This window comes from Streptomyces sp. S07_1.15 (assembly GCF_020739505.1).
In the GTDB taxonomy this organism is placed as follows: domain Bacteria; phylum Actinomycetota; class Actinomycetes; order Streptomycetales; family Streptomycetaceae; genus Streptomyces; species Streptomyces xinghaiensis.
Window position 1 is genome coordinate 47,816 of sequence record NZ_JAJBZK010000001.1, and the last position, 18,354, is coordinate 66,169.

Annotated in this window: 14 protein-coding genes; 5 read left to right on the forward strand and 9 right to left on the reverse strand. The window is 75.7% G+C overall.

What is annotated here, in order from left to right; translation table 11 throughout:
- Nucleotides 1-418 precede the first annotated feature (418 nt).
- Entirely contained in the window at nucleotides 419-1,135 is a 717-nt protein-coding gene (locus tag LIX60_RS00195) for an NAD(P)-dependent oxidoreductase (protein WP_227956622.1), read from the reverse strand.
- A gap of 97 nt (nucleotides 1,136-1,232) precedes the next feature.
- Here LIX60_RS00195 and LIX60_RS00200 point away from each other — a divergent pair, with 97 nt between their 5' ends.
- Complete coding sequence (locus LIX60_RS00200; RefSeq protein WP_227956623.1) at nucleotides 1,233-1,901, forward strand: TetR/AcrR family transcriptional regulator; 669 nt, start codon at nucleotides 1,233-1,235, stop codon at nucleotides 1,899-1,901.
- A gap of 285 nt (nucleotides 1,902-2,186) precedes the next feature.
- Nucleotides 2,187-3,395 (forward strand): PP2C family protein-serine/threonine phosphatase, encoded by a 1,209-nt coding sequence (locus LIX60_RS00205; protein ID WP_227956624.1) that lies wholly within the window; start codon nucleotides 2,187-2,189, stop codon nucleotides 3,393-3,395.
- Nucleotides 3,396-3,410: 15 nt separating this feature from the next.
- On the opposite strand, the gene LIX60_RS00210 is transcribed toward LIX60_RS00205, so the two are convergent.
- The 4 genes from LIX60_RS00210 to LIX60_RS00225 all read right to left on the reverse strand — a co-directional run bounded on the left by LIX60_RS00210 (nucleotide 3,411) and on the right by LIX60_RS00225 (nucleotide 8,170).
- Nucleotides 3,411-4,259 carry a restriction endonuclease gene (locus LIX60_RS00210; protein WP_227956625.1) on the reverse strand — a complete coding sequence of 283 codons (849 nt, stop codon included), beginning with the start codon at nucleotides 4,257-4,259 and terminating at the stop codon, nucleotides 3,411-3,413.
- Between the two features lie 126 nt (nucleotides 4,260-4,385).
- Nucleotides 4,386-5,441, reverse strand: a complete 1,056-nt coding sequence (locus tag LIX60_RS00215) for an ABC transporter ATP-binding protein (RefSeq protein WP_227956626.1) — start codon at nucleotides 5,439-5,441, stop codon at nucleotides 4,386-4,388.
- Nucleotides 5,438-7,030, reverse strand: a complete 1,593-nt coding sequence (locus tag LIX60_RS00220) for an ABC transporter permease (protein WP_374117766.1) — start codon at nucleotides 7,028-7,030, stop codon at nucleotides 5,438-5,440. The genes LIX60_RS00215 and LIX60_RS00220 overlap by 4 nt, the downstream gene beginning before the upstream one ends.
- A 3-nt stretch (nucleotides 7,031-7,033) precedes the next feature.
- A complete protein-coding gene (locus LIX60_RS00225) occupies nucleotides 7,034-8,170 on the reverse strand; it encodes an iron ABC transporter substrate-binding protein (RefSeq protein ID WP_227956628.1) in 1,137 nt (378 codons plus the stop codon).
- A 163-nt stretch (nucleotides 8,171-8,333) separates the two neighbouring features.
- Here LIX60_RS00225 and LIX60_RS00230 point away from each other — a divergent pair, with 163 nt between their 5' ends.
- Complete coding sequence (locus LIX60_RS00230; protein ID WP_227956629.1) at nucleotides 8,334-11,075, forward strand: AMP-binding protein; 2,742 nt, start codon at nucleotides 8,334-8,336, stop codon at nucleotides 11,073-11,075.
- A 33-nt stretch (nucleotides 11,076-11,108) separates the two neighbouring features.
- Here the strand turns inward: LIX60_RS00230 and LIX60_RS00235 are convergent, their stop codons facing one another.
- Entirely contained in the window at nucleotides 11,109-12,251 is a 1,143-nt protein-coding gene (locus LIX60_RS00235) for a site-2 protease family protein (RefSeq protein ID WP_227956630.1), read from the reverse strand.
- 327 nt (nucleotides 12,252-12,578) lie between these two features.
- Here LIX60_RS00235 and LIX60_RS00240 point away from each other — a divergent pair, with 327 nt between their 5' ends.
- Together LIX60_RS00240 and LIX60_RS00245 are read left to right on the forward strand one after the other, a co-directional pair.
- Nucleotides 12,579-14,381, forward strand: coding sequence for a serine/threonine-protein kinase (locus LIX60_RS00240; RefSeq protein WP_227956631.1), 1,803 nt, complete (start codon nucleotides 12,579-12,581; stop codon nucleotides 14,379-14,381).
- Complete coding sequence (locus tag LIX60_RS00245) at nucleotides 14,378-15,379, forward strand: hypothetical protein (RefSeq protein ID WP_227962982.1); 1,002 nt, start codon at nucleotides 14,378-14,380, stop codon at nucleotides 15,377-15,379. The genes LIX60_RS00240 and LIX60_RS00245 overlap by 4 nt, the downstream gene beginning before the upstream one ends.
- 93 nt (nucleotides 15,380-15,472) lie before the next feature.
- Here the strand turns inward: LIX60_RS00245 and LIX60_RS00250 are convergent, their stop codons facing one another.
- Genes LIX60_RS00250 through LIX60_RS00260 form a run of 3 tightly spaced genes read right to left on the reverse strand, consistent with a single transcriptional unit; the run spans nucleotide 15,473 to nucleotide 18,248 of the window.
- Nucleotides 15,473-17,563 (reverse strand): ABC transporter ATP-binding protein, encoded by a 2,091-nt coding sequence (locus LIX60_RS00250; RefSeq protein ID WP_374117767.1) that lies wholly within the window; start codon nucleotides 17,561-17,563, stop codon nucleotides 15,473-15,475.
- Nucleotides 17,560-17,994: a lasso peptide biosynthesis B2 protein gene (locus LIX60_RS00255; protein WP_227956632.1), complete on the reverse strand. Its 435-nt coding sequence runs from the start codon at nucleotides 17,992-17,994 to the stop codon at nucleotides 17,560-17,562. Before LIX60_RS00255 ends, LIX60_RS00250 begins: the two co-directional genes overlap by 4 nt.
- Entirely contained in the window at nucleotides 17,991-18,248 is a 258-nt protein-coding gene (locus LIX60_RS00260) for a lasso peptide biosynthesis PqqD family chaperone (protein WP_043462551.1), read from the reverse strand. The genes LIX60_RS00255 and LIX60_RS00260 overlap by 4 nt, the downstream gene beginning before the upstream one ends.
- Between the last annotated feature and the right edge of the window lie 106 nt (nucleotides 18,249-18,354).

The following is an 18,354-nucleotide window of genomic DNA, read 5'->3' on the forward strand; positions in this document are numbered from 1 at the left end:
ACTCGTTCCGTACGCCGGCCGGAGGCCGGGATACGGGGATCTTTGAATGCGTGACCGAGGACCACCTTGCCTTTCCTGGCCTTGCTCTGCCCGGGGTGACGAGGGGGGCGCCGCCCGGGCGATCCCGATGGTGATGTGCTCCTCTCTTCCGGTGATCAACGTGGTGGTACTGCTCCGGCGGCTCCTGGAGCCGCCCGGCCCGGCCGCCGGCGCCGGGGCCCCTTTCCCACTGCCGGCCCCAACCACCGCACCACCGTGCCGTCCTGCTCACGCGGTCGTCGCTGCCGCGCCCCGTTGGCTTGACTCCGCCTTCGGTTACACAAGAAACATTAACTCCGGTGCCCCCGAATGTCTACAACGGCCACAGGAGATTTTCCGGACCGGCGGAGAAGGGTCCGGCCGGCCCCGCGCACCGCCCTCAGGAGCGGCCGCCCGCCTCGCCGGCGTGGGCGAGTGCGCCGGGGGTGAGGCGGCCGACGATCGCCGGGGCCTCCCGGACGAGCGTGTCGTCGGTGAGCGCCTCCACCATGAACAGCGCGAAGTCCACACGGCGCGTCAGATTGCCGGCCAGCACGGGGTCCCCCACGTGCCGGCTCCACACCGGGAGGCCCTGACTCTCGCCCTCCTCCAGGGAGCTGCCGCGCACCACGGTCCACCGGGTGTCACTGGCGAACACCCGGCGGCACGCCTCCACCTGGTCGTCGATCTCGACGTACCGCAGCAGCTTCGCCACCCGGGCGGCGATCCGGACGGCCGCCCGGAAGCTCCACGAGTAGCGGTCCTTGCCGTCGCGCGTGATGTGCCAGCCGCAGGAGAAGACCAGGCGCGCACCCGGCCGCGCGTGGTCGAGCACCGCCTGCGCCGTGCCCGACGCGTACTGCCGCACCCCCCAGGGCACCAGCACCGTCAGCACCCCGTCGCACCCGGCGACCGCGCGCCGGATCACCTCCGGGTCGTTCGTGGGTCCGGGGACGACGGTCATCCGGCCGTCGAAGGCGGCCAGTTTCGGCACGCTGCGCTCCCGGCAGACGCCGACCACCTCGTAACCGCGCTCCAGCGCGTGCCGGACCATGTACTGCCCGAGCTTCCCCGAAGCCCCGACGATGCAGACCTTCTTCACACGTTCCGTGCCCATGGCGCGGCCCTTTCGCCGGAATGTCAACCTTACGATGTAAGGCAGGTTAGCCTTATGGCGTAAGGCAGTCAAGGCAGCGAGAGCGGGAGGAGAGCGGATGCGCGAGGGAGGCAGGGGCCGGCGCGGGACGCTCAGCCGCGAGCGGGTGATCCGCACGGCGATGGCGGTGGCGGACGAGAAGGGCTCGGCCGCGCTCACCATGCGGGCCGTCGCCGGGCCGCTGGGCGTCGAGGCGATGTCGCTCTACCACCACGTCGCCGGCCGGGAGGACCTCCTCGACGGCATGGTGGACGCGGTGTTCGGGGAGATCGAGCTGCCGCCGCGCGACACGGACTGGAAGAGCGCCATGCGCCGGCGCGCGGTCTCCGCCCGCGCCGCGCTCCGGCGCCATCCGTGGGCCGTCGCCCTGATGGACTCCCGCACCCGGCCCGGCCCGGCGACCCTGCGCCACCACGACACCGTGCTCGGCACGTTGCGCGCCGGAGGGTTCTCCGTCCCGATGGCCGCGCACGCCTTCTCGCTGATCGACAGCTATCTGTACGGCTTCGTGATCCAGGAGCTGAGCCTGCCGTTCAGCGGCCCGGCCGAGCTGGACGAGGTGGCCGGCGCCATCCTGCGCGAGATGCCCGCCGACGCCTATCCGCACCTCACCGAACTCGCCACCGAGCACGCCCTCAAGCCCGGCTACGACTACGCCGACGAGTTCACCTTCGGCCTCGCCCTCATCCTCGACGCCCTGCACCCGGACGAGGACGGGAGCGGCTGAGGGCCGCCCGGCGCCGCGCGCCGGACCGGGCCGTGGTGTCCGGAGCCGCGTACGGCGGACAGCCCGGGCGCCGGCGCCGGCCGGCGTCGCCCCTCGTCAAGTGCCGTGCGGTTCAGGGGAATCGGCGACCGCGCGTACCGCCGCCCGTTCCGCGCCGCGTACCCTGAGGGCCGCCCGCTATCGATCTCTCGTTCCGGAGAACCCGGACACCGTCCCGTGGTCCGCCGCGGTGTGCGGCGAGGGAGACGGGCACGAGGGCTCCCGCCCAGATGGGTTCCGGCCACCATGATGCCCCTGTGCGACACCGCCCGGATGCTGACCTCGCTGCTCGGCGCCAGTCACACGGCCAGCCTCGAGCAACTGCCGTCCCTGGTGGCCGGGCACGCGGACCGCGCGGGTCTGCACCGTCTGCGGATCTATGTGGCCGATCTGCAGGAGAACGTCCTGCGGGAGGTGACCGGCCGCGGCCCCGACGCCGGTGAGGGCGGCCGGCAGCTGCGGATCAACGCCACCCTGCCGGGCCGCGCCTTCCAGAGCGCCCGGATCCTGCCCGCCGTCATCGGCGGACGGCGGCAGTACTGGGTGCCGGTCCTGGACGGCACCGAGCGGATCGGCGTGCTGAGCTGCGAACCCGCCGAACCGGGCCCGGAGACCGAGGAGGTGCTGTCCGGTCTGGCCTCCCTCCTGGGGCTGCTGCTGGTCAGCAAGCGCGCCGTCAGCGACTCGCTCGCCCGGCTGTGCCGCACCCGGCCGATGACCGTCTCCGCGGAGATGCAGTGGACCCTGATGCCGCCGAAGACCTTCGCCAACCACCGCATGATGATCAGTGCGGCGATGGAACCGGCCTACGAGGTCGCCGGGGACGCCTTCGACTACGCCGAGGCCGACGGCACCGCCCACCTCGCCCTCTTCGACGCCATGGGCCACGACACCGCCGCGGGGCTGACCGCCAATCTGGCCGTGGCCGCCTGCCGCAGCGCGCGCCGGCAGGGCGCGGACCTGCCCCGGGTCCGCGAGATCATCGAGCAGACCCTGATCGAGCAGTTCGGCCGCAGCCGCTACGCCACCGGCGTCCTCGCCGACCTCGACCTCGGCACCGGGATGCTGAGCTGGATCAACTGCGGCCATCTGCCGCCGGTGGTCATCCGCGGCGGGCGCACGGCCACCGCCCTGCGCAGCCGGCCCACACATCCGCTCGGCACCGGGCTGGGCCTGCCCGTCACCGTCTGCCGCGACCAGCTGGAGCCGGGCGACCGGCTGCTGCTCTTCACCGACGGCATCACCGAGGCGCGCGGCGCGGGCGGTGAGGAGTTCGGTGTGCAGCGCTTCACGGACTTCATCATCCGCCACGAGGCCGACAAGCTGCCCGTCCCGGAGACCCTGCGCCGCCTGGTCCACGCCGTCCTCGACTACCACGGCGGCACGATGCGCGACGACGCCACCGTCCTGGTCTGCGAGTGGCCCGGCGCGACCGCCGGCCACCTCCGGCCCTGATCCGGACGGCGCCCGTCACTCCCACGGGGCCGGGCCGGTGCGGTCCGCCCACGCGGCCAGGGCGGCTCCGCCGAAGCAGCGGATGCCCGTGTGCGCGGCGTAGTCGACCGCGGGTTCGGTGAACGAGCTGGTGGTGACGAGCGCGGCGACATCGGCCTCGTGGACGGTGAAGCAGGTGCCGCCGAAGCGCTGCAGTTCCTGGGATCCGACCTTGTTGGCCGCGCCGTAGCGCTTGCACTGGATGACGATCCGCCGGCCGTCCGGGCCGGTGGCCACCACGTCCGCGCCCAGGTCGTTGGCGCCGCCCACCACGCCGACGTCCCGGCAGCCGTCGCGCTCGCACAGCGCCGCCACCGCCTGCTCGAACGCGTCGGCGTCCATGGCGTCGTAGGCCCCGCGGACCGCCTCCTCCGGGCAGGTCCCCGCGGCGCCCGGCTCCGCGCACCGCTCCGGGGCGGGGTCCGGGACGGCGTCCGGGACGGCTTCCGGGACGGTGTCCGGGCCCGGCTCCGGGTGCAGGTCGGGCAGGAGTTCCGGCATCGCCTCGCGTTCGGCGGCGGCGATCTCCTCCTCCAGCGGGACGGCACCGGGGTGCCGGGCGGCGGTCCGCGCCTGCCGGCGGCCGCGCACCACGGCGACCGCGGCCATGACGGCCGCCAGCGTCCCGAGCGCCGCAGTCGCCAGGTGCCCGGGCGATGCCTGGCTCGCCTGTCTCAGGGTCAGCCCGATCCCGCAGACGAGGACGATCAGCAGCCCGAGGGAGGAGGCCCACTGGCGCACCCCGAGCGGGCGTCCGGGCTCCGGTCCGGGCTCGGGCCCGGGCTCGTGGTGGCCGGGTGCGGTGTGCCGGGTCGGTGCGGCCATGGGCAGGCTCCCCCCAGAGGTCCGAACGAAGATCGTTCCTGCCTCCTGCCCCGGGTCCGCGGGGTTTACCGCAACCCCGCCCTGCCACCCGGCACGGTTCACAGCCGTGCCCGCGGCCCCGGGCCCTCAGCCGTGGAGCGCCGCCTCGCCGGTCACGCCGATCCCCGTCCGCTCGCCGGGCCGGACGGTCACCGGTCCGGCGACCCGGACGTCGACGGGGCTGTCGAGTCCTTCCACCACGACCGTGACCATCGCGTCGTGCCCGAAGTAGCTCACGTCGAGCACCGTGCCGAGGGTCTCCGCGGCCGCCGCCTCGGTGAGCCGCAGCTGTTCCGGCCGCAGCAGTACGGTCCCCTCCCGCGAGCCGTTGACCGCGCCGCCGTTCCCGGAGGGCGCGGTGACGGGTATCCGTCCCAGGGCGGTGACGGCCGCGCCGTCGCGGGCCGTGCCGGGGAGTGTCACGGCCTCCCCCACGAAGCCCGCGACCCACAGGTCGGCGGGGTGGCGGTAGACCTCCTGCGGAGTGCCGCACTGGGCGACCGTCCCGTTCCGTACGACGGCCACCAGGTCCGCGGTGGACAGGGCTTCCTGCTGGTCGTGGGTGACGAGGACCGCGGTGGCGCCGGTGGCGCGCAGCGCGGCCCGGACATCGGCCCGGACCTCCGTGCGCAGGGCGCTGTCGAGGGCGTTGAACGGCTCGTCCAGCAGCACCAGTTCCGGCCGCGGGGCGAGGGCCCGGGCCAGCGCCACCCGCTGCTGCTGGCCTCCGGAGAGCTCGTGCGGCATCCGGTCCCCGTAGCCGGCGAGGCCGACCAGGCCGAGCATCTCCTCGGTGCGGCGGCGGCGCTCCCCGCGGTCCTTGCCGGGCAGGCCGAAGGCCACGTTGCGGGCCACGCTGAGGTGCGGGAAGAGCGCGCCCTCCTGCGGGACGATGCCGATCCGGCGCCGCTCGGGCGCCACATGCGTACCGGGGCCCTCGACGGTGCGGCCGGCCACCTCGACGGTGCCCGCGTCCGCGCGGAGGAAGCCGGCGATGATCCGCAGCAGCGTCGTCTTGCCGCAGCCGGAGGGGCCGAGCACGGCGGCCAGGGCCCCGGCGGGCACGGTGAGACCGAGGCCGTCGAGCACGGGGGTGCCGCCGCCGTAGGACTTCGACAGGGCGGAGATGCGCAGTTCGGTCATGTGCGGTGCCTCCCGAGCAGATACGAGGGGACGGCCGCGAGGAGGATCAGCGCGGCGGCGTACGGGGCGGCGGCGGCGAACGCGCCGGCACCGGTCTCGGTCCACAGGCGGGTGGCCAGGGTGTCCATGCCGGTGGGGCGGAGCAGCAGGGTCGCGGGGAGTTCCTTCATGCACACCACGAAGGTCAGCGCCGCCCCGGCGGCCACCCCGGGTGCGGCGAGCGGGACGGTGACCTCCCGCAGCGCCCGCAGCGGTGAGCGGCCGAGGGAGCGGGCCACGTCCTCCAGCACGGGCGGGGCCTGGAGCACGGCGGCGCGCGTGGCGGCCACCGCGACGGGGAGGAAGAGCACCGCGTACGCGGCGACCAGCAACGGGAGTTCCTGGTAGAGCGGATGGGCGTAGCGCACGGCGAGGAAGACGAGGGCCAGCGCCACGGTGATACCGGGCAGCGCGTGCCCGGCGTAGGCCGTCTGCTCCAGGAGCCGGGCGGCGCGGCCCCGGTGGCGGGCGGCGATCACGCCGACCGGCAGGGCCAGCACGGTGGTGAGCGCGGCCCCGGCGGCGGCGACGCCGAGCGTGGCCCAGGCGGTCTGGGCGAGCCGGGCGGGGTCCCAGGTCGCGGAGGAGCCGGCGGCCAGCCAGTAGCCGAGGGTGCCCAGCGGGAGGACGACGGCCAGGGCGGTCACCGCGCCGCACCAGGCCAGGGCGGGGGCCCGCCAGCGGCCCAGGGCCGCGGGCGCGGCGGGACGCGCGGTGCCGGTGCCGGTGCGGGCGTGCCCGGCGCGGCCCCGGGTGCGGGCCTCGGCCGCGACGAGGAGCACGGTCATCACCACGAGGACGACGCTCAGGGCGGCCGCCGGGGTGCGGTCGAAGCTGGCGCGGTAGGAGGTGTGGATGGCGCGTGTGAAGGTGTCGTACCGCATCAGGGAGACGGCGCCGAAGTCGGAGAGCACGTAGAGCGCGACCAGCAGCCCGCCGCCCGCGGCGGCGGGGCGGAGCTGCGGGAGGGTGACCCGCAGGAAGGTGCGGACCGGCCCGAGCCCGAGGGAGCGGGAGGCCTCCTCCTGCGCGGGGTCGGTGGCGCGCAGGGCGGCGGTCACCGGCAGATAGACGTAGGGGAAGCTGACCAGGGTCAGCGCCAGGGCGGCCCCGGTGAATCCGGCCAGGCCGGGGGCGGCGGACAGCCAGGTGAACGCGGCCACGTAGCTGGGCACCGCCAGTGGCAGGGTCACCAGGACCGACCAGAACCGGGCACCGGGCAGGTCGGTCCGCACGGTGAGCCAGGCCAGGGAGACGCCGAGCAGCAGGCAGGCGGCGACGACCACGGCGGTGAGCCCCAGGCTCCGGCCGAGCAGCGAGGCGGTGCGCTCCGTCGCGACGAGTTCCCAGGCGTAGCCGGGGCCGCGTTCCAGGGCGCGGACGGCGAGATAGCCGAGCGGCAGCAGCGCGAAGACCGAGGCGACGCCCGCCAGGGCCATCAAGGGCCAGGGCGGCCGGTTTCCGGCACGCCGGTACCCGGCCGGCGCGGGGGCGCCGGCCGGGCGGGGGCGGGCAGCCGCCGGGGCGGCCGCGGGCGGGGAGGAGCGCATGGATCAGACCATGCCGACGTCTTGCAGCATGGCCAGCGTCTCCTGGAGGGAGTCCAGTTCACCGAGGTCGATCTCGGGGCTGTCGAGGGAGTCCAGCGGCGGCAGGTCCTCGGTCTCCGGGTCGACCCCGGCGGCCAGCGGGTACTCCTTCGTCTCCTCGGCGAAGTAGGTCTGTGCCTTCTCCGAGAGCAGGAAGTCGACGGCCTTGCGCGCCTGCTCGGTCTGTCCGCTGCCCTTCAGGACGCCGGCCCCGGCCACGTTGACCAGGGCGCCCGGGTCACCGCCGGGCAGGAAGCGGAGCTTCGCGGTCACGGCGTCGTCGCCCTTCTCGGCGACCCGCTCGTACCAGTAGTAGTGGTTGATCAGGCCGAGGGAGATCTCTCCGGAGTCGACCGCGTCCAGCACGGCGAGGTTGTTGGCGTACTCCTTGGCGCCGTTGGCCTTGAGGTCCTTCAGCCAGTCGCGGGTGGCGTCGTCGCCCTCCAGGACCCGCATGCCGGTGACGAAGGCCTGGAAGGAGGCGTTGGTCGGCGCGTAGCCGACCTCGCCCTTCCACTTCGCCCCGGTGACGTCGTGCACGCTGTCCGGGGCCTTCGCGGTCTTCTCCGGGTTGTAGGCGATGACGCGGGCGCGTCCGGAGACGCCGGTCCAGTCGCCCTTGCCGGAGCGGTAGGAGGGGTCGACCTTGCCGAGGGTCTTCTCCGGCAGCTTCTCCAGCCGGCCTTCCTTGGACAGGGCGCCGAGGGCGCCGGCGTCCTGGGAGAAGAACAGCGCGGCCTCGCTCCGGTCCCCCTCCTCCAGGATCTGCGCCGCCAGTTCTGCGCTGTCGCCGTAGCGGACCTCGACCTTGGTGCCGACGGCTTTCTCGACCTGGTCGAGGATCGGCTTCACCAGCTTCTCGTTGCGGCCGGAGTAGATGACGAGCGCGGAGTCGTCCCCCGGGTCTCCCTGGTCGTCACCGCCGCAGGCCGCGGCCGCGGGCAGGAGGAGGGCCGCCGCTGCGAGCGCGGCGAGACGACGGCGGGCGGGGAGGCGGCGCATGGTGGAGCCTTCCTTGCGTGGTGCCCCCGGGCGCGCGGTGCGCGGGCGGGAGGCGGGCAGCTGGTTGATCGCCGCGGGGGTACGGGCGAGCACCCCCATGGTTAAGGTAAACCTAACCTGACCGTCAAGTGTGATGTTCACCGCCCCCCTTACCGTCGTCTCCGGCGTCCCCGGCGACGTGGGGGGCGTGAGGGGCGGTGCAGGACAGATCACACAGCCAACGGGTTTCGGTTTTAGGTAAGCCTTACCTACTATTCGGCGCGTGACGCACCACCCCGAGCAGCTCCCCGGCACCGCCCCCGTCCCCTTCGTGCGCGACCTGGCCGTCCACGGCGACCGCACCGCCCTCATCACGGCCGGCGGTGAGCTGTCCTACCGGGACCTCGCCGCCCGGGTGTCGGCGGCCGCCCGGCGTCTCGGGTCCCGGCGGCGGCTGGTCCTGCTCGCCGGCGCCAACACGGTCGATTCCCTGGTCGCCTATCTCGGGGCCCTCGCCGGCGGGCACCCCGTGCTGCTCGTTCCGGGCGGCAGCCCCGGAACGCTGCGGTCGATGACCGGCGCCTACGACCCCGATGTGGTGATCCGGCCCGTGGACGGCCGGTGGTCGGTGGAGGAACGGCGCGCGGTCTCCGCCCACGCGCTGCACCCGGATCTCGCCCTGCTGCTCAGCACATCCGGGTCGACCGGATCGCCGAAGCTGGTCCGCCTGTCCCACGGGAACCTGCAGAGCAACGCCGAGTCCATCGCCCGCTACCTGGACATCCGCGCCACCGACCGCGCCGCCACGACGCTGCCCCTGCACTACTGCTACGGCCTCTCCGTGGTCAACAGCCATCTGCTGAGCGGGGCCGGGCTGGTCCTCACCGATCTGTCGGTGGCGGACACCTGCTTCTGGGACCTCTTCCGCGACAGCCGCGCCACGACCTTCGCCGCCGTCCCTTACACCTTCGACCTGCTCGACCGGGTCGGGTTCGCGCACATGCGCCTCCCCCACCTCCGCTACCTCACCCAGGCGGGCGGCCGGCTCGCGCCCGACCGCGTGGCCCGCTACGCCGCCCTGGGGCGGCGGGACGGCTGGGACCTGTTCGTCATGTACGGCCAGACCGAGGCGACCGCGCGCATGGCCTATCTGCCCCCGGAGCTCGCGGAGTCCCGGCCGGAGGCCATCGGCGTCCCCGTGCCCGGCGGCTCCTTCCGGCTGCGGCCGCTGCCCGGCCTGCCCGGAGACGACTCCGCCGGCGGCACCGGCGACACCGGCGAACTGGTCTACACGGGCCCGAACGTCATGCTGGGTTACGCGGAGACCCCGGCCGACCTGGCACGGGGCCGGACCACCCGGGAGCTCCGCACCGGGGACATCGCGCGCCGTGCGCCGGACGGCCTGTACGAGGTGGTGGGACGGCACAGCCGGTTCGCCAAGATCCTCGGGCTCCGCATCGACCCGCAGCAGGTCGAGGCGGTCCTCGGCCGCCACGGCGTCGACGCGTTCTGCGCGGGGTCCGACGACGGGCTGGCCGTGGCCGTCACCGGCGGGGCGGACCCGGGCCGCGTCCGGCGCCTGGTCGCGGAGGAGTGCGGCCTGCCGCCCCGGGCGGTCCACGTCCGCGCGTACCCCGAACTCCCCCGGCTCGCCACGGGGAAACCGGACTACCGGGCCGTACGGGCGCTGGTCCCCGCCCCCGGCGGGAACCCCGCGGAGGCGGGCGGCCCGGCGGAACGGCGGCCTTCCGCGCGGCGGGGGCGGCCCGCCCGCCCCGCCGACCTGTGCGCGCTGTACGCGGAGATCCTCGACCGGGACGACGTCACCGAGGACAGCAGCTTCACCGGCCTCGGCGGCGACTCCCTCTCCTATGTGGAGATGTCCGTACGGCTGGAGGAGGCCCTGGGCCGGCTGCCCGGCGACTGGCACACCCGGTCCATCCGCGAGCTGACGGCCCCCGCGCCGTCGCCACGGCGGGCCGGCCGGCGGCGCGTCCTGGAGACCGGCGTCGCCCTGCGCGCCGTCGCCATCGTCCTGATCGCCGGCTCGCACATACCGCTCTTCCTGATCCAGGGCGGCGCGCACATCCTGCTGGGCGTGGCCGGCTACAACTTCGCGCGCTTCCACCTCACGGCGGCGGCCCGCCCGGAACGCGTCCGGCGCCTCGGGCGCAGCATGGCGTACATCGCCGTGCCGAGCGTCGTGTGGATCACCGGGGCGGTGCTCTTCGCGGACGGCTACGACCCCGAGAACATCCTGCTGCTCAACAGCGTCGTCGGGACGCACGAGGGCCGGCAGGAGTGGCACTACTGGTTCGTCGAGAGCCTGCTGTACATCCTCGTCTTCCTGGCCTCCGTGCTGGCCGTCCCGGCGCTGGACCGGGCCGAACGCCGGTTCCCGTTCGGCTTTCCGCTGGTGCTGACGGCCCTGGCCCTGGTCACCCGCTACAACCTGCCGGGGTTCGACCTCCGGGCGCCGCACCTGACGGCCGTCGTCGTCTTCTGGCTGTTCGCCCTGGGCTGGGCAGCGGCCCGCGCGGGTACGGCCATGCAGCGCCTGCTGCTGACCGCGGTGGTGCTGGCCACCGTCCCGGGGCTGTTCCCGGACGGGGACGGCCAGGTGCTGCGGACCGCGGTGGCGATGACCGGGCTCACCCTGCTGATCTGGGTGCGGAACCTGCCGAGCCTGGGCCCGCTCAACCGGGTGGCGGGGCTGCTGGCCCACAGCTCGCTGTACATCTACCTCACCCATTTCCAGGTCTACCCGCTGCTCGAGGAGCACTCCCCGCTGCTGGCGCTGATCGCCTCACTGGCCGTCGGCGTCGCGTACGCCACCGTGGTCACCCGTCTCACACGGCGGCTGCCGGCCCTGCCCCGGCGCCGGGGGCGGGACGCGCCCCCGCCCGGCGGAGAGAGCGGGGAGAGCGAGAGGACTGAAGAGACCGAAGGGCGCAGGCAGCAACGCCCGCTGGGCACGGGCGGCGGTACCGGCCGCCCGGAGGCTTCCACGCCGGTCGCCGCGTAGCCGCCGCGGAGGGGGCGGCGGGACGGCCGGGCGTCAGGCCCGGGTCCCCCACGGTGTGGCCGAGGTCAGCCAGGTGGTGATCCTGCTGATGTCGGAGGAGGAGAGGATGCCGGCCAGCCTGCCGTCCTCCATGACGAGCGCGCGGCGGGCGGGGGCGGCCTGGAGAGCGGGCAGGAGCGGGGCCAGCGGGTCGCCCGGGGCGGCGGTGGGGATCTCCTCCAGGGGGAGCATCACCTCCGCGAGCCGGGTCGTGGCGCGTGCCGCGGCGGGTACCGCGCGGGCGTCGTGCAGCGTCACCAGGCCCGCCGGGGCCCCGTCGTCCCCGGTCACCGGGAACGCCGAGTGCCGGTAGCGGAACGCCGGGCTCTCCAGGAAGTCCTCGACGGTGGCGGAGGCCGGGGCGGTGACCGGGTCCGGGCTCATCGCCTCACGGACCGACACCCCGGACAGCAGTTCCCGCAGCCGCGCCTGGCCGCCCTCGACCGTGGCCGCCGCGACCAAGAACCAGCCGATGAGCACGAGCCAGACACCGCCGAATCCGGCGCCCAGCAGCACCAGGTAGAGCCCCAGGGCCACCAGGCTCCAGCCGAGGACGCGGCCCGCCGCCGAGGCGACCACCGTGGCGCGCACCGGGTCGCCGGTGCGCCGCCACACGGCCGCCCGCAGCAGTCTCCCGCCGTCCAGGGGCGCCGCCGGAAGGACGTTGAAGAGGGCGAGCAGGATGTTGATGCCGGCGAGCCAGGCGACCGCCTCGGCGGCCAGTCCCGGCCCTGCGGTGGCGCGGATCAGCGCGGCCAGGCCCGCGAACACGGCGCCGAGCACCAGGCTGACGAGCGGGCCCGAGCCCGCGATGCGCAGCTCGGCCCGGGGGTCCGGGGCCTCGCTCCGGAGACGGGCGACCCCGCCGAGCAGCCAGAGCGTGATGCTGTCGGCGTCGACCCCGTGGCGGCGCGCCACGAGGGCGTGCGAGATCTCGTGGGCGAGAAGGGACAGCAGGAAGGCCGCCGCGGTGACCAGGCCCACGGCCCAGTACAGCCAGCCCGGATCGCCGGGGTGTGCCTCCGGGAGGCGCCCCTCGGCCAGTCCCAGGGTGAGGAGGGCCAGGATGACCAGGACGCTCCAGTTCACTCCGATGCGGATCCCGGCCAGCCGGCCCAGCGAGAAGGTCTGACCCACGGCAGCGGCCTCCGAGCGCTCGGCGCGGTTCGCGGACGGCGCATGAGTACCCGCCGTGCGCGGGCGGAACCCCTCCCGCGGCGGCCGTGTCCGCCGGAAGGGTTCCGTCACGGCACGGGGTTCCGGGCCGCGCGGGGACCGGTGACCCGCCGGGCCGGTGGCAGCTTTGTGGACATTCTGTTACGGATTCGGCGTTCTCCGAATCGCCGGAGGCTGTCATAGTCCCGGCAGGGGGACGCAACGCACCGGTCCGGTACGGGGTGCGCGGTCCCCGAAGTCATCCATGACCGCAGGGGGGCGGCGATGACCGGATCCGGCAGTTCCGACGTGACTCTTCCTCAGGGCCCCGGCCCTGAGTGGACGGTTCCCGGCTACACGCACATCCGCGAGCTCGGCTCGGGCGGCGGCGGGCGCGTGGTGGTCGCCGTTCACGACGCCACCGGGCATCCGGTGGCCGTCAAATACCTGAACGAGGGCCTGGCCGAGGACGACGCGTTCCGTGCCGCCTTCCGCACCGAGGCCCATCTGCTGGGCGGCCTGCGCTCCCCGCATGTGACGGGGCTCTACGAGTACGTCGAGGCGCCCGAGGGGGCGGCCATCGTCATGGAGCTCGTGGAGGGCGTGCCGCTGCGTGCGCTGATCCGGCAGGAGGGGCCCACCGGCCCGGAGGCCGCGCTGCTGGTCCTCAAGGGCTCGCTGCTCGGTCTGGCCGACGCCCACCGGGCCGGCGTGGTGCACCGCGACTACAAGCCCGCCAACGTGCTGGTGACGGAGGAGGGCTCGTCGAAGCTCGTCGACTTCGGCATCGCCGGGCGCAGCGGCGACCGCCGCACCGGGGTCAGCGGCACCCCGCCGTACATGGCCCCCGAGCAGTGGAACGGGGCCCCGGCCACCCCGGCGACCGATGTCTACGCGGCCACGGTGACCTTCTTCGAGTGCCTCACCGGTGAGAAGCCGTTCGCCGGGGAGAGCCTGATGGAGCTGGCGCTGCGGCACACCACGGATCCCGTCCCCGACGAGCGGGTGCCGCAGCCCGTGCGCGGGCTGGTGCGGCACGGCATGGCGAAGGCGCCGGAGGAGCGCCCGCGGGACGCGGCCGCCTTCCTCCGGGAGCTGGAGGAGGTGGCCGGGCGCGCCTACGGTCCCGGCTGGGAGGAGCGGGGCCGGGGCCGTCTCGCCTCCCTCGCGGCGCTGCTGCCGCTGCTCATCCCGCGGGCCGCGGAGGCGGAGGGCGGGATCGGCTTCACCGACGCCGCCGTCACCACGCTGCCGGGTCAGCCTCCGGAGAGCGGTCCGACTCCCGGCGGCGGTCCCCCGGACGGCGGCGCCCCGTCCGGCTCAGGCGCGCCCCCGGACACGCTGGTCCTCCCGCAGGGCAACGACCCGCTGGGAGGCGCCGGGCCGGTGGGGCGCGACCCGCGCGGGCGGCTCGCCACCGCGGGCGCGCTGGTCGTCGCGACCCTGGTGGTGCTCGGTTCCCTGCTGCCCGGCAGCTGGGCCGGGGAGAACGGGACCACGGCCACCGCCACCACGGCTCCCACCGTTCCCGGCGCCACCGGCGGCCCGTCCGCGCCGCCCTCCGGCGCCTCGACCACCTCCCCCTCCGGCTCGGCCACGCCGGACGAGGGCGGGGGAAGCGCGTCCCCGGGGGCCACCACCGGCGGCACCGGTGAGCCTTCCGGGAGCTGGTGGCCGTCCGCGCCGACCGGGCCGGGGCCCGGGTCCGCCACGGAGACGGCGCCGCACACCGGCTCTCCCACGGGCGGTGCCACCACCGGTGGCGGGGCCACCCCGCCCGGGCACTCGCAGCCGCCGCCGGCCACGGTGCGGGACGTGACGATCCGCACCGGCTGGTCGGGCGAGACCCTCACCGGCCGGGTCACGGTGACCACCGACGGGGAGGGCCCGGTGGGCCTCTCCGCCCAGTGGTACGCGCAGGACTCCCGGAGCGCGCCGCGCCGCCCCTCCGGATCACCGGTGGCCTTCCGGATCAGCGAGGGCGGCGAGCCCTACACCGTCGCCAACGGGGAGGCCCGGCCCCTGGACTGCCGGTGGTACGTCCTGGAGGTGACCACCCTGTCGGGTACCGCCTTCAGGTCGGAACCGTGGTACGCGGACTGCCTGCGATGACCTCCGGCGCCCAGGGGCCGGGGACGCCCGGAGACCCTCCGGGACGGCCCTCCCCGCCCGGCCCCGAGGAGCCGCCGGAGGCGGAGACCGTACGGCTGCCGGAGGGCACCCCGCCGGAAGAGAGCCGCACGGGGCCCGGTGCCGCGGGCTCCGCGCCGCCGGGCCCCGTGGCCGGGGACGACCTCACCTACTCCGCCACCGTGCTCGACCACGCCTGGGGCTCCGTCGCTCCGGGACCCGGGCCGGAGCCGGAACCCGGCGGGGACCGGGGCCCGCTCCGGGAACGGACCCGGGTGCTGCCCGCGCCCGGGACCGGCACCCTGCCCGGGCCGGGGGAAGGCGCCGGTGGTGGCCCCGGCCCGGCGCACGGCTCCCCCCTCCCCGCCGGCGGCGCCGCGGGCACGGGGGGCGGCCGGTCCGGACCGCCGTACGCGCCGGACGGCGTTCTGCGCTTCGGCCCCGGAGTGCCCGCCCGGGCGCGGTGGTCCGACGGGGGTGCGCCGGCCGGCAGCCCGCCGCACCCGCGCACGCCGCCACCCGGCAGCCCGTCGGCCGGCCCCTGGCACGGCGGGCCCGCCCCGCACCGGCCGCCGCCCGCCCGCCGGGGTCCGCGGTGGCCGCGCCGGTACGCCCCGGCGGGCCTGATCCTGCTCTGCGTCGTGCTCTTCCTCGCCTGGGACCGGAGCGCGCCGGAGTTCGCGGTGACCGGGGTGACCGTACGGTCGAGCGGCCCCGGCGGCTGCGGCACCACCGCGGACGTGGTGGCGCGGGTGCGCACCAACGGGCAGCCGGGCACGATCCGTTACCGCTGGCTGCGCAGCGACGGCACGGAGTCCGGACCGCTGGTGGAGCGGCTCGTCCGGGGGCAGCGGGAGGCGCGGCTCCGGCTGAAGTGGACGTTCCGCGGCGAGGGCACCGTACGGGCGACCGCCGAGCTGCGCATCACCGCGCCGGGCCGCCGCACGGAGTCCGCCGCCTTCACCTACCGCTGCGGCTGACGGCCGGCGGGGGCCACCGGCTCCGCACAGCCGCACGCCGCCACCGGGCGACGCCGGGAACACCCGGTGAACCCGCTCGCCGTCGTCGGCGTCTCACGGCGCCGGGGGTCCGCCCCCGCCCGCCGGCCGGCCCGCGTCCGACGCGTCCGGCGCGTCCGACGCGTCCGGCGCGTCCGGCGCGTCCGGCGCGTCCGGCCGGAGAGGGTCGGGCTCCGGCACGGCGGAGGGCTCCGCGCGGCCCGCGAGGGCGAGCCGGCGGTAGGACGCGCTGCGGGTGAGCAGGTCCTCGTGGCGCCCGGTCGCGGCGATCACCCCGTTCTCCAGGAGGAGGACGCGGTCGGCGGTGCGGACCGTGGCCAGCCGGTGCGCGATGACGAGCAGCGCGCACTCCCGGGCCACCCCGTCCAGGGCGGTGCAGAGTTCGGCCTCGTTGACGGGGTCGAGATGCGCGGTGGGCTCGTCCAGCAGCAGCAGCCGGGGACGGGTGAGCAGGGCGCGGGCGATGGCCACCCGCTGCTGCTCCCCCGCGGAGAGCCGGCCGCCGTGGTCGCCGAGGGTGCTGTGCAGACCGTCGGGCAGGCGGTCGGCGACCTCCCGCAGGTTCGCCAGTGAGACGACGCGGTCGATCTCCTCCGGCGGGGCGTCGGGCACCGCGTAGGTGATGTTCTCCAGGAGGGTGCCGTGGACCAGGTGCGGTACCTGGCCGACGACGGCGAGCCGCTTCCGGCACTCCCGGCGCCCCAGCTCCCCGGCCGGACGGCCGTCGAACAGCAGGGTTCCGGAGTCGGGGTCGCGGAACCGGGCGATCAGCGCGAAGACGGTGCTCTTGCCCGCGCCGGAGCGCCCCACGAGGGCGACCCGCCCCCGGGGCGGCACGGTGAGGGAGAGGCCGCGCAGGACCGGACGGTCCGGGTGGTAGCCGAAGTGGACGTCGCGGAGGACGAGCGCCGCAGTCGCGCGGCCGGGCACTTCGCCCTCCGCCGCGCTCCCCGCACCGCGCTGCGTCCCGCCGGGGGCGCAGCTCTCCGCCCCAGTGCCCGTTCCGCCGTGGGCGGGGCCGGTGCGGCGGGGGCGCGGGGGCCGGTCGTCCTCCACCGGCAGGGCGAGCGCCCGGTCGATGCGCTGGAAGGCGCCCATGCCCTTCTGGAGGAGGCCGGCCGCCCGGAAGACCGAGGAGAGCGGCATCACCAGATAGGAGGCGTAAAGCAGGAACGCCACCAGGTCGCCGAGGGAGTCGGTGTCCGCCGCGACCCGCATCCCGCCGATGACGAGGACGAGCAGGAAGGAGCCCTGGACGGCGAGTTCCACCGCCGGGCTCATCACGGACGCGAGTTTCGCCGTGCGCACGCCCGCCCCGTACGCGGTGTCGACCCGCTCCCCGATCCGCCGTGCCTCGCGCTCCTCGGCCCGGTGCACCCGCACCATGGGCAGGGCGCGCAGGGCGCGTTCGAGGTCCGCGGCCAGTTCCCCGAGGGCGCCCTGCGTCCGTTCCGCGGCGGCCCGGATCCCGGAGAGCAGGGAGGTGACGACCGCCGCGGCCGCCGCGACGGTGAGCGTGACCAGGAGCAGCAGCAGCGGGTCGATCCACCACATCAGGGCCACCGCGCCGGCGGCGGCGAGCACGCCGACCACCAGGTCCACCAGGGCCTGGGCGACGACCTCGCGCAGGAGGCAGGTGTCGGTGGTGACCCGGGAGACCAGATCGCCGGCGCGGTGCTCGTCGTAGGTCTTCATCCGCAGCCGCAGCAGCCGGGCCACCAGGCCGTGCCGCAGTCCGCGGACCACGCCCTCGCCGGTGCGTTCGAGCAGGAAGCGGCCGCCGGCCCCGGTCACGGCCTCGGTGACGAAGAGCCCGGCCAGGGCGGGCAGCAGCAGCCAGCGCACCTCGCCCCGGCCGCCGGAGTCCACGAACTCCTTGGCGAGCAGCGGCTGGACGAGCCCCAGCGCGGAGGCGGCCAGCGTGAGGACGGCCGCCAGCGCGAGGCCCCGGCGGTGCCCGGCGGTGAGCTGGAACATCCGGCGGACGGCCGCCCGCACCGTGCGGTTCTCCGGGGCCGGTCCCGCGCCCGGCTCCGCGGGCTCCCCGCCGGCGGCGGGCGCGTGCGGGAGACCGGGCGGGTCCTGTCCGGCGGCGGGCGCGGGCGGTGCGCCGCGGGCGTCCGACGGCGCGGCGGGGAGCGTCATCCGGCGGCCCGCCGCCGTGGGGGAACGCTCAGCAGCCGGGTGAAGTAGCCGTCCGGCACTCCCTCGTCGACGGGACGGCCGTCCGCCTCCAGCCAGGCATGGGCGGTGAACGGGGGGACCACGCGCACCCCCGTGCACCAGGTCGGCCACACTCCCCAGATGCGGCACAGCAGCGCCGCCGCCAGCGAGCGGGGAAGGCAGCCCTGCGGGCCGGCGCAGAACAGGCTGACCGAGCACACCGCGTTCCGCGCCGCCAGGGTCCGCTCCGGGGAGGCCGGACGGGCCCCGCGGCGCACGCTTTCCAGCAGCCGGCGGATCCGGTGGGGCCGCAGCCGGGCCAGGAGGTACGCCGGCGGCAGGACGGCGCGCGCGGCCAGCCCGTGGGCCAGCGGCACGCCGGAGGGGCGGTCCAGGGCGGCGGGGGTGCTCACGCCGTCACCAGCCCCGAGTCGCGCAGCGTCTCGACCAGAGCGGCCACGTCGCGCGCGGCCTGCTCGCGTTCGATCTCGAACTCGGCCACGAGCGCCTCCACGGCGTCCTTCTCCTCGGCGCCGCGCAGCAGGGCCTTCACCACCAGCGTGCCGGTGGGGTTGAGTTCCCAGTAGCGGCCGCTGCGCTGGTCCAGCAGGACGGTTCCGTAGTCGGTCTCGGCGGTGGACACATCGGCGGCGAACTGCAACGGCATCTCTACCTGTTCCTTTCCCGCCCCGGCGCCGGTGCGCGGGGTGCGGAGTGGGCGTGCGGGGTGGGCGCGCGGTGCGCCGGCCGGCGGCTCGGGACGGCTGCTCGGG

Coding starts and splice junctions, on each gene's coding strand:
- LIX60_RS00260 (WP_043462551.1), bottom strand. CDS start 18,248: ATGCCGTTGCAGTTCGCCGCCGATGTGTCCACCGCCGAGACCGACTAC.
- LIX60_RS00200 (WP_227956623.1), top strand. CDS start 1,233: ATGCGCGAGGGAGGCAGGGGCCGGCGCGGGACGCTCAGCCGCGAGCGG.
- LIX60_RS00225 (WP_227956628.1), bottom strand. CDS start 8,170: ATGGGGGTGCTCGCCCGTACCCCCGCGGCGATCAACCAGCTGCCCGCC.
- LIX60_RS00220 (WP_374117766.1), bottom strand. CDS start 7,030: ATGCGCTCCTCCCCGCCCGCGGCCGCCCCGGCGGCTGCCCGCCCCCGC.
- LIX60_RS00195 (WP_227956622.1), bottom strand. CDS start 1,135: ATGGGCACGGAACGTGTGAAGAAGGTCTGCATCGTCGGGGCTTCGGGG.
- LIX60_RS00215 (WP_227956626.1), bottom strand. CDS start 5,441: ATGACCGAACTGCGCATCTCCGCCCTGTCGAAGTCCTACGGCGGCGGC.
- LIX60_RS00205 (WP_227956624.1), top strand. CDS start 2,187: ATGATGCCCCTGTGCGACACCGCCCGGATGCTGACCTCGCTGCTCGGC.
- LIX60_RS00210 (WP_227956625.1), bottom strand. CDS start 4,259: ATGGCCGCACCGACCCGGCACACCGCACCCGGCCACCACGAGCCCGGG.
- LIX60_RS00245 (WP_227962982.1), top strand. CDS start 14,378: ATGACCTCCGGCGCCCAGGGGCCGGGGACGCCCGGAGACCCTCCGGGA.
- LIX60_RS00250 (WP_374117767.1), bottom strand. CDS start 17,563: ATGACGCTCCCCGCCGCGCCGTCGGACGCCCGCGGCGCACCGCCCGCG.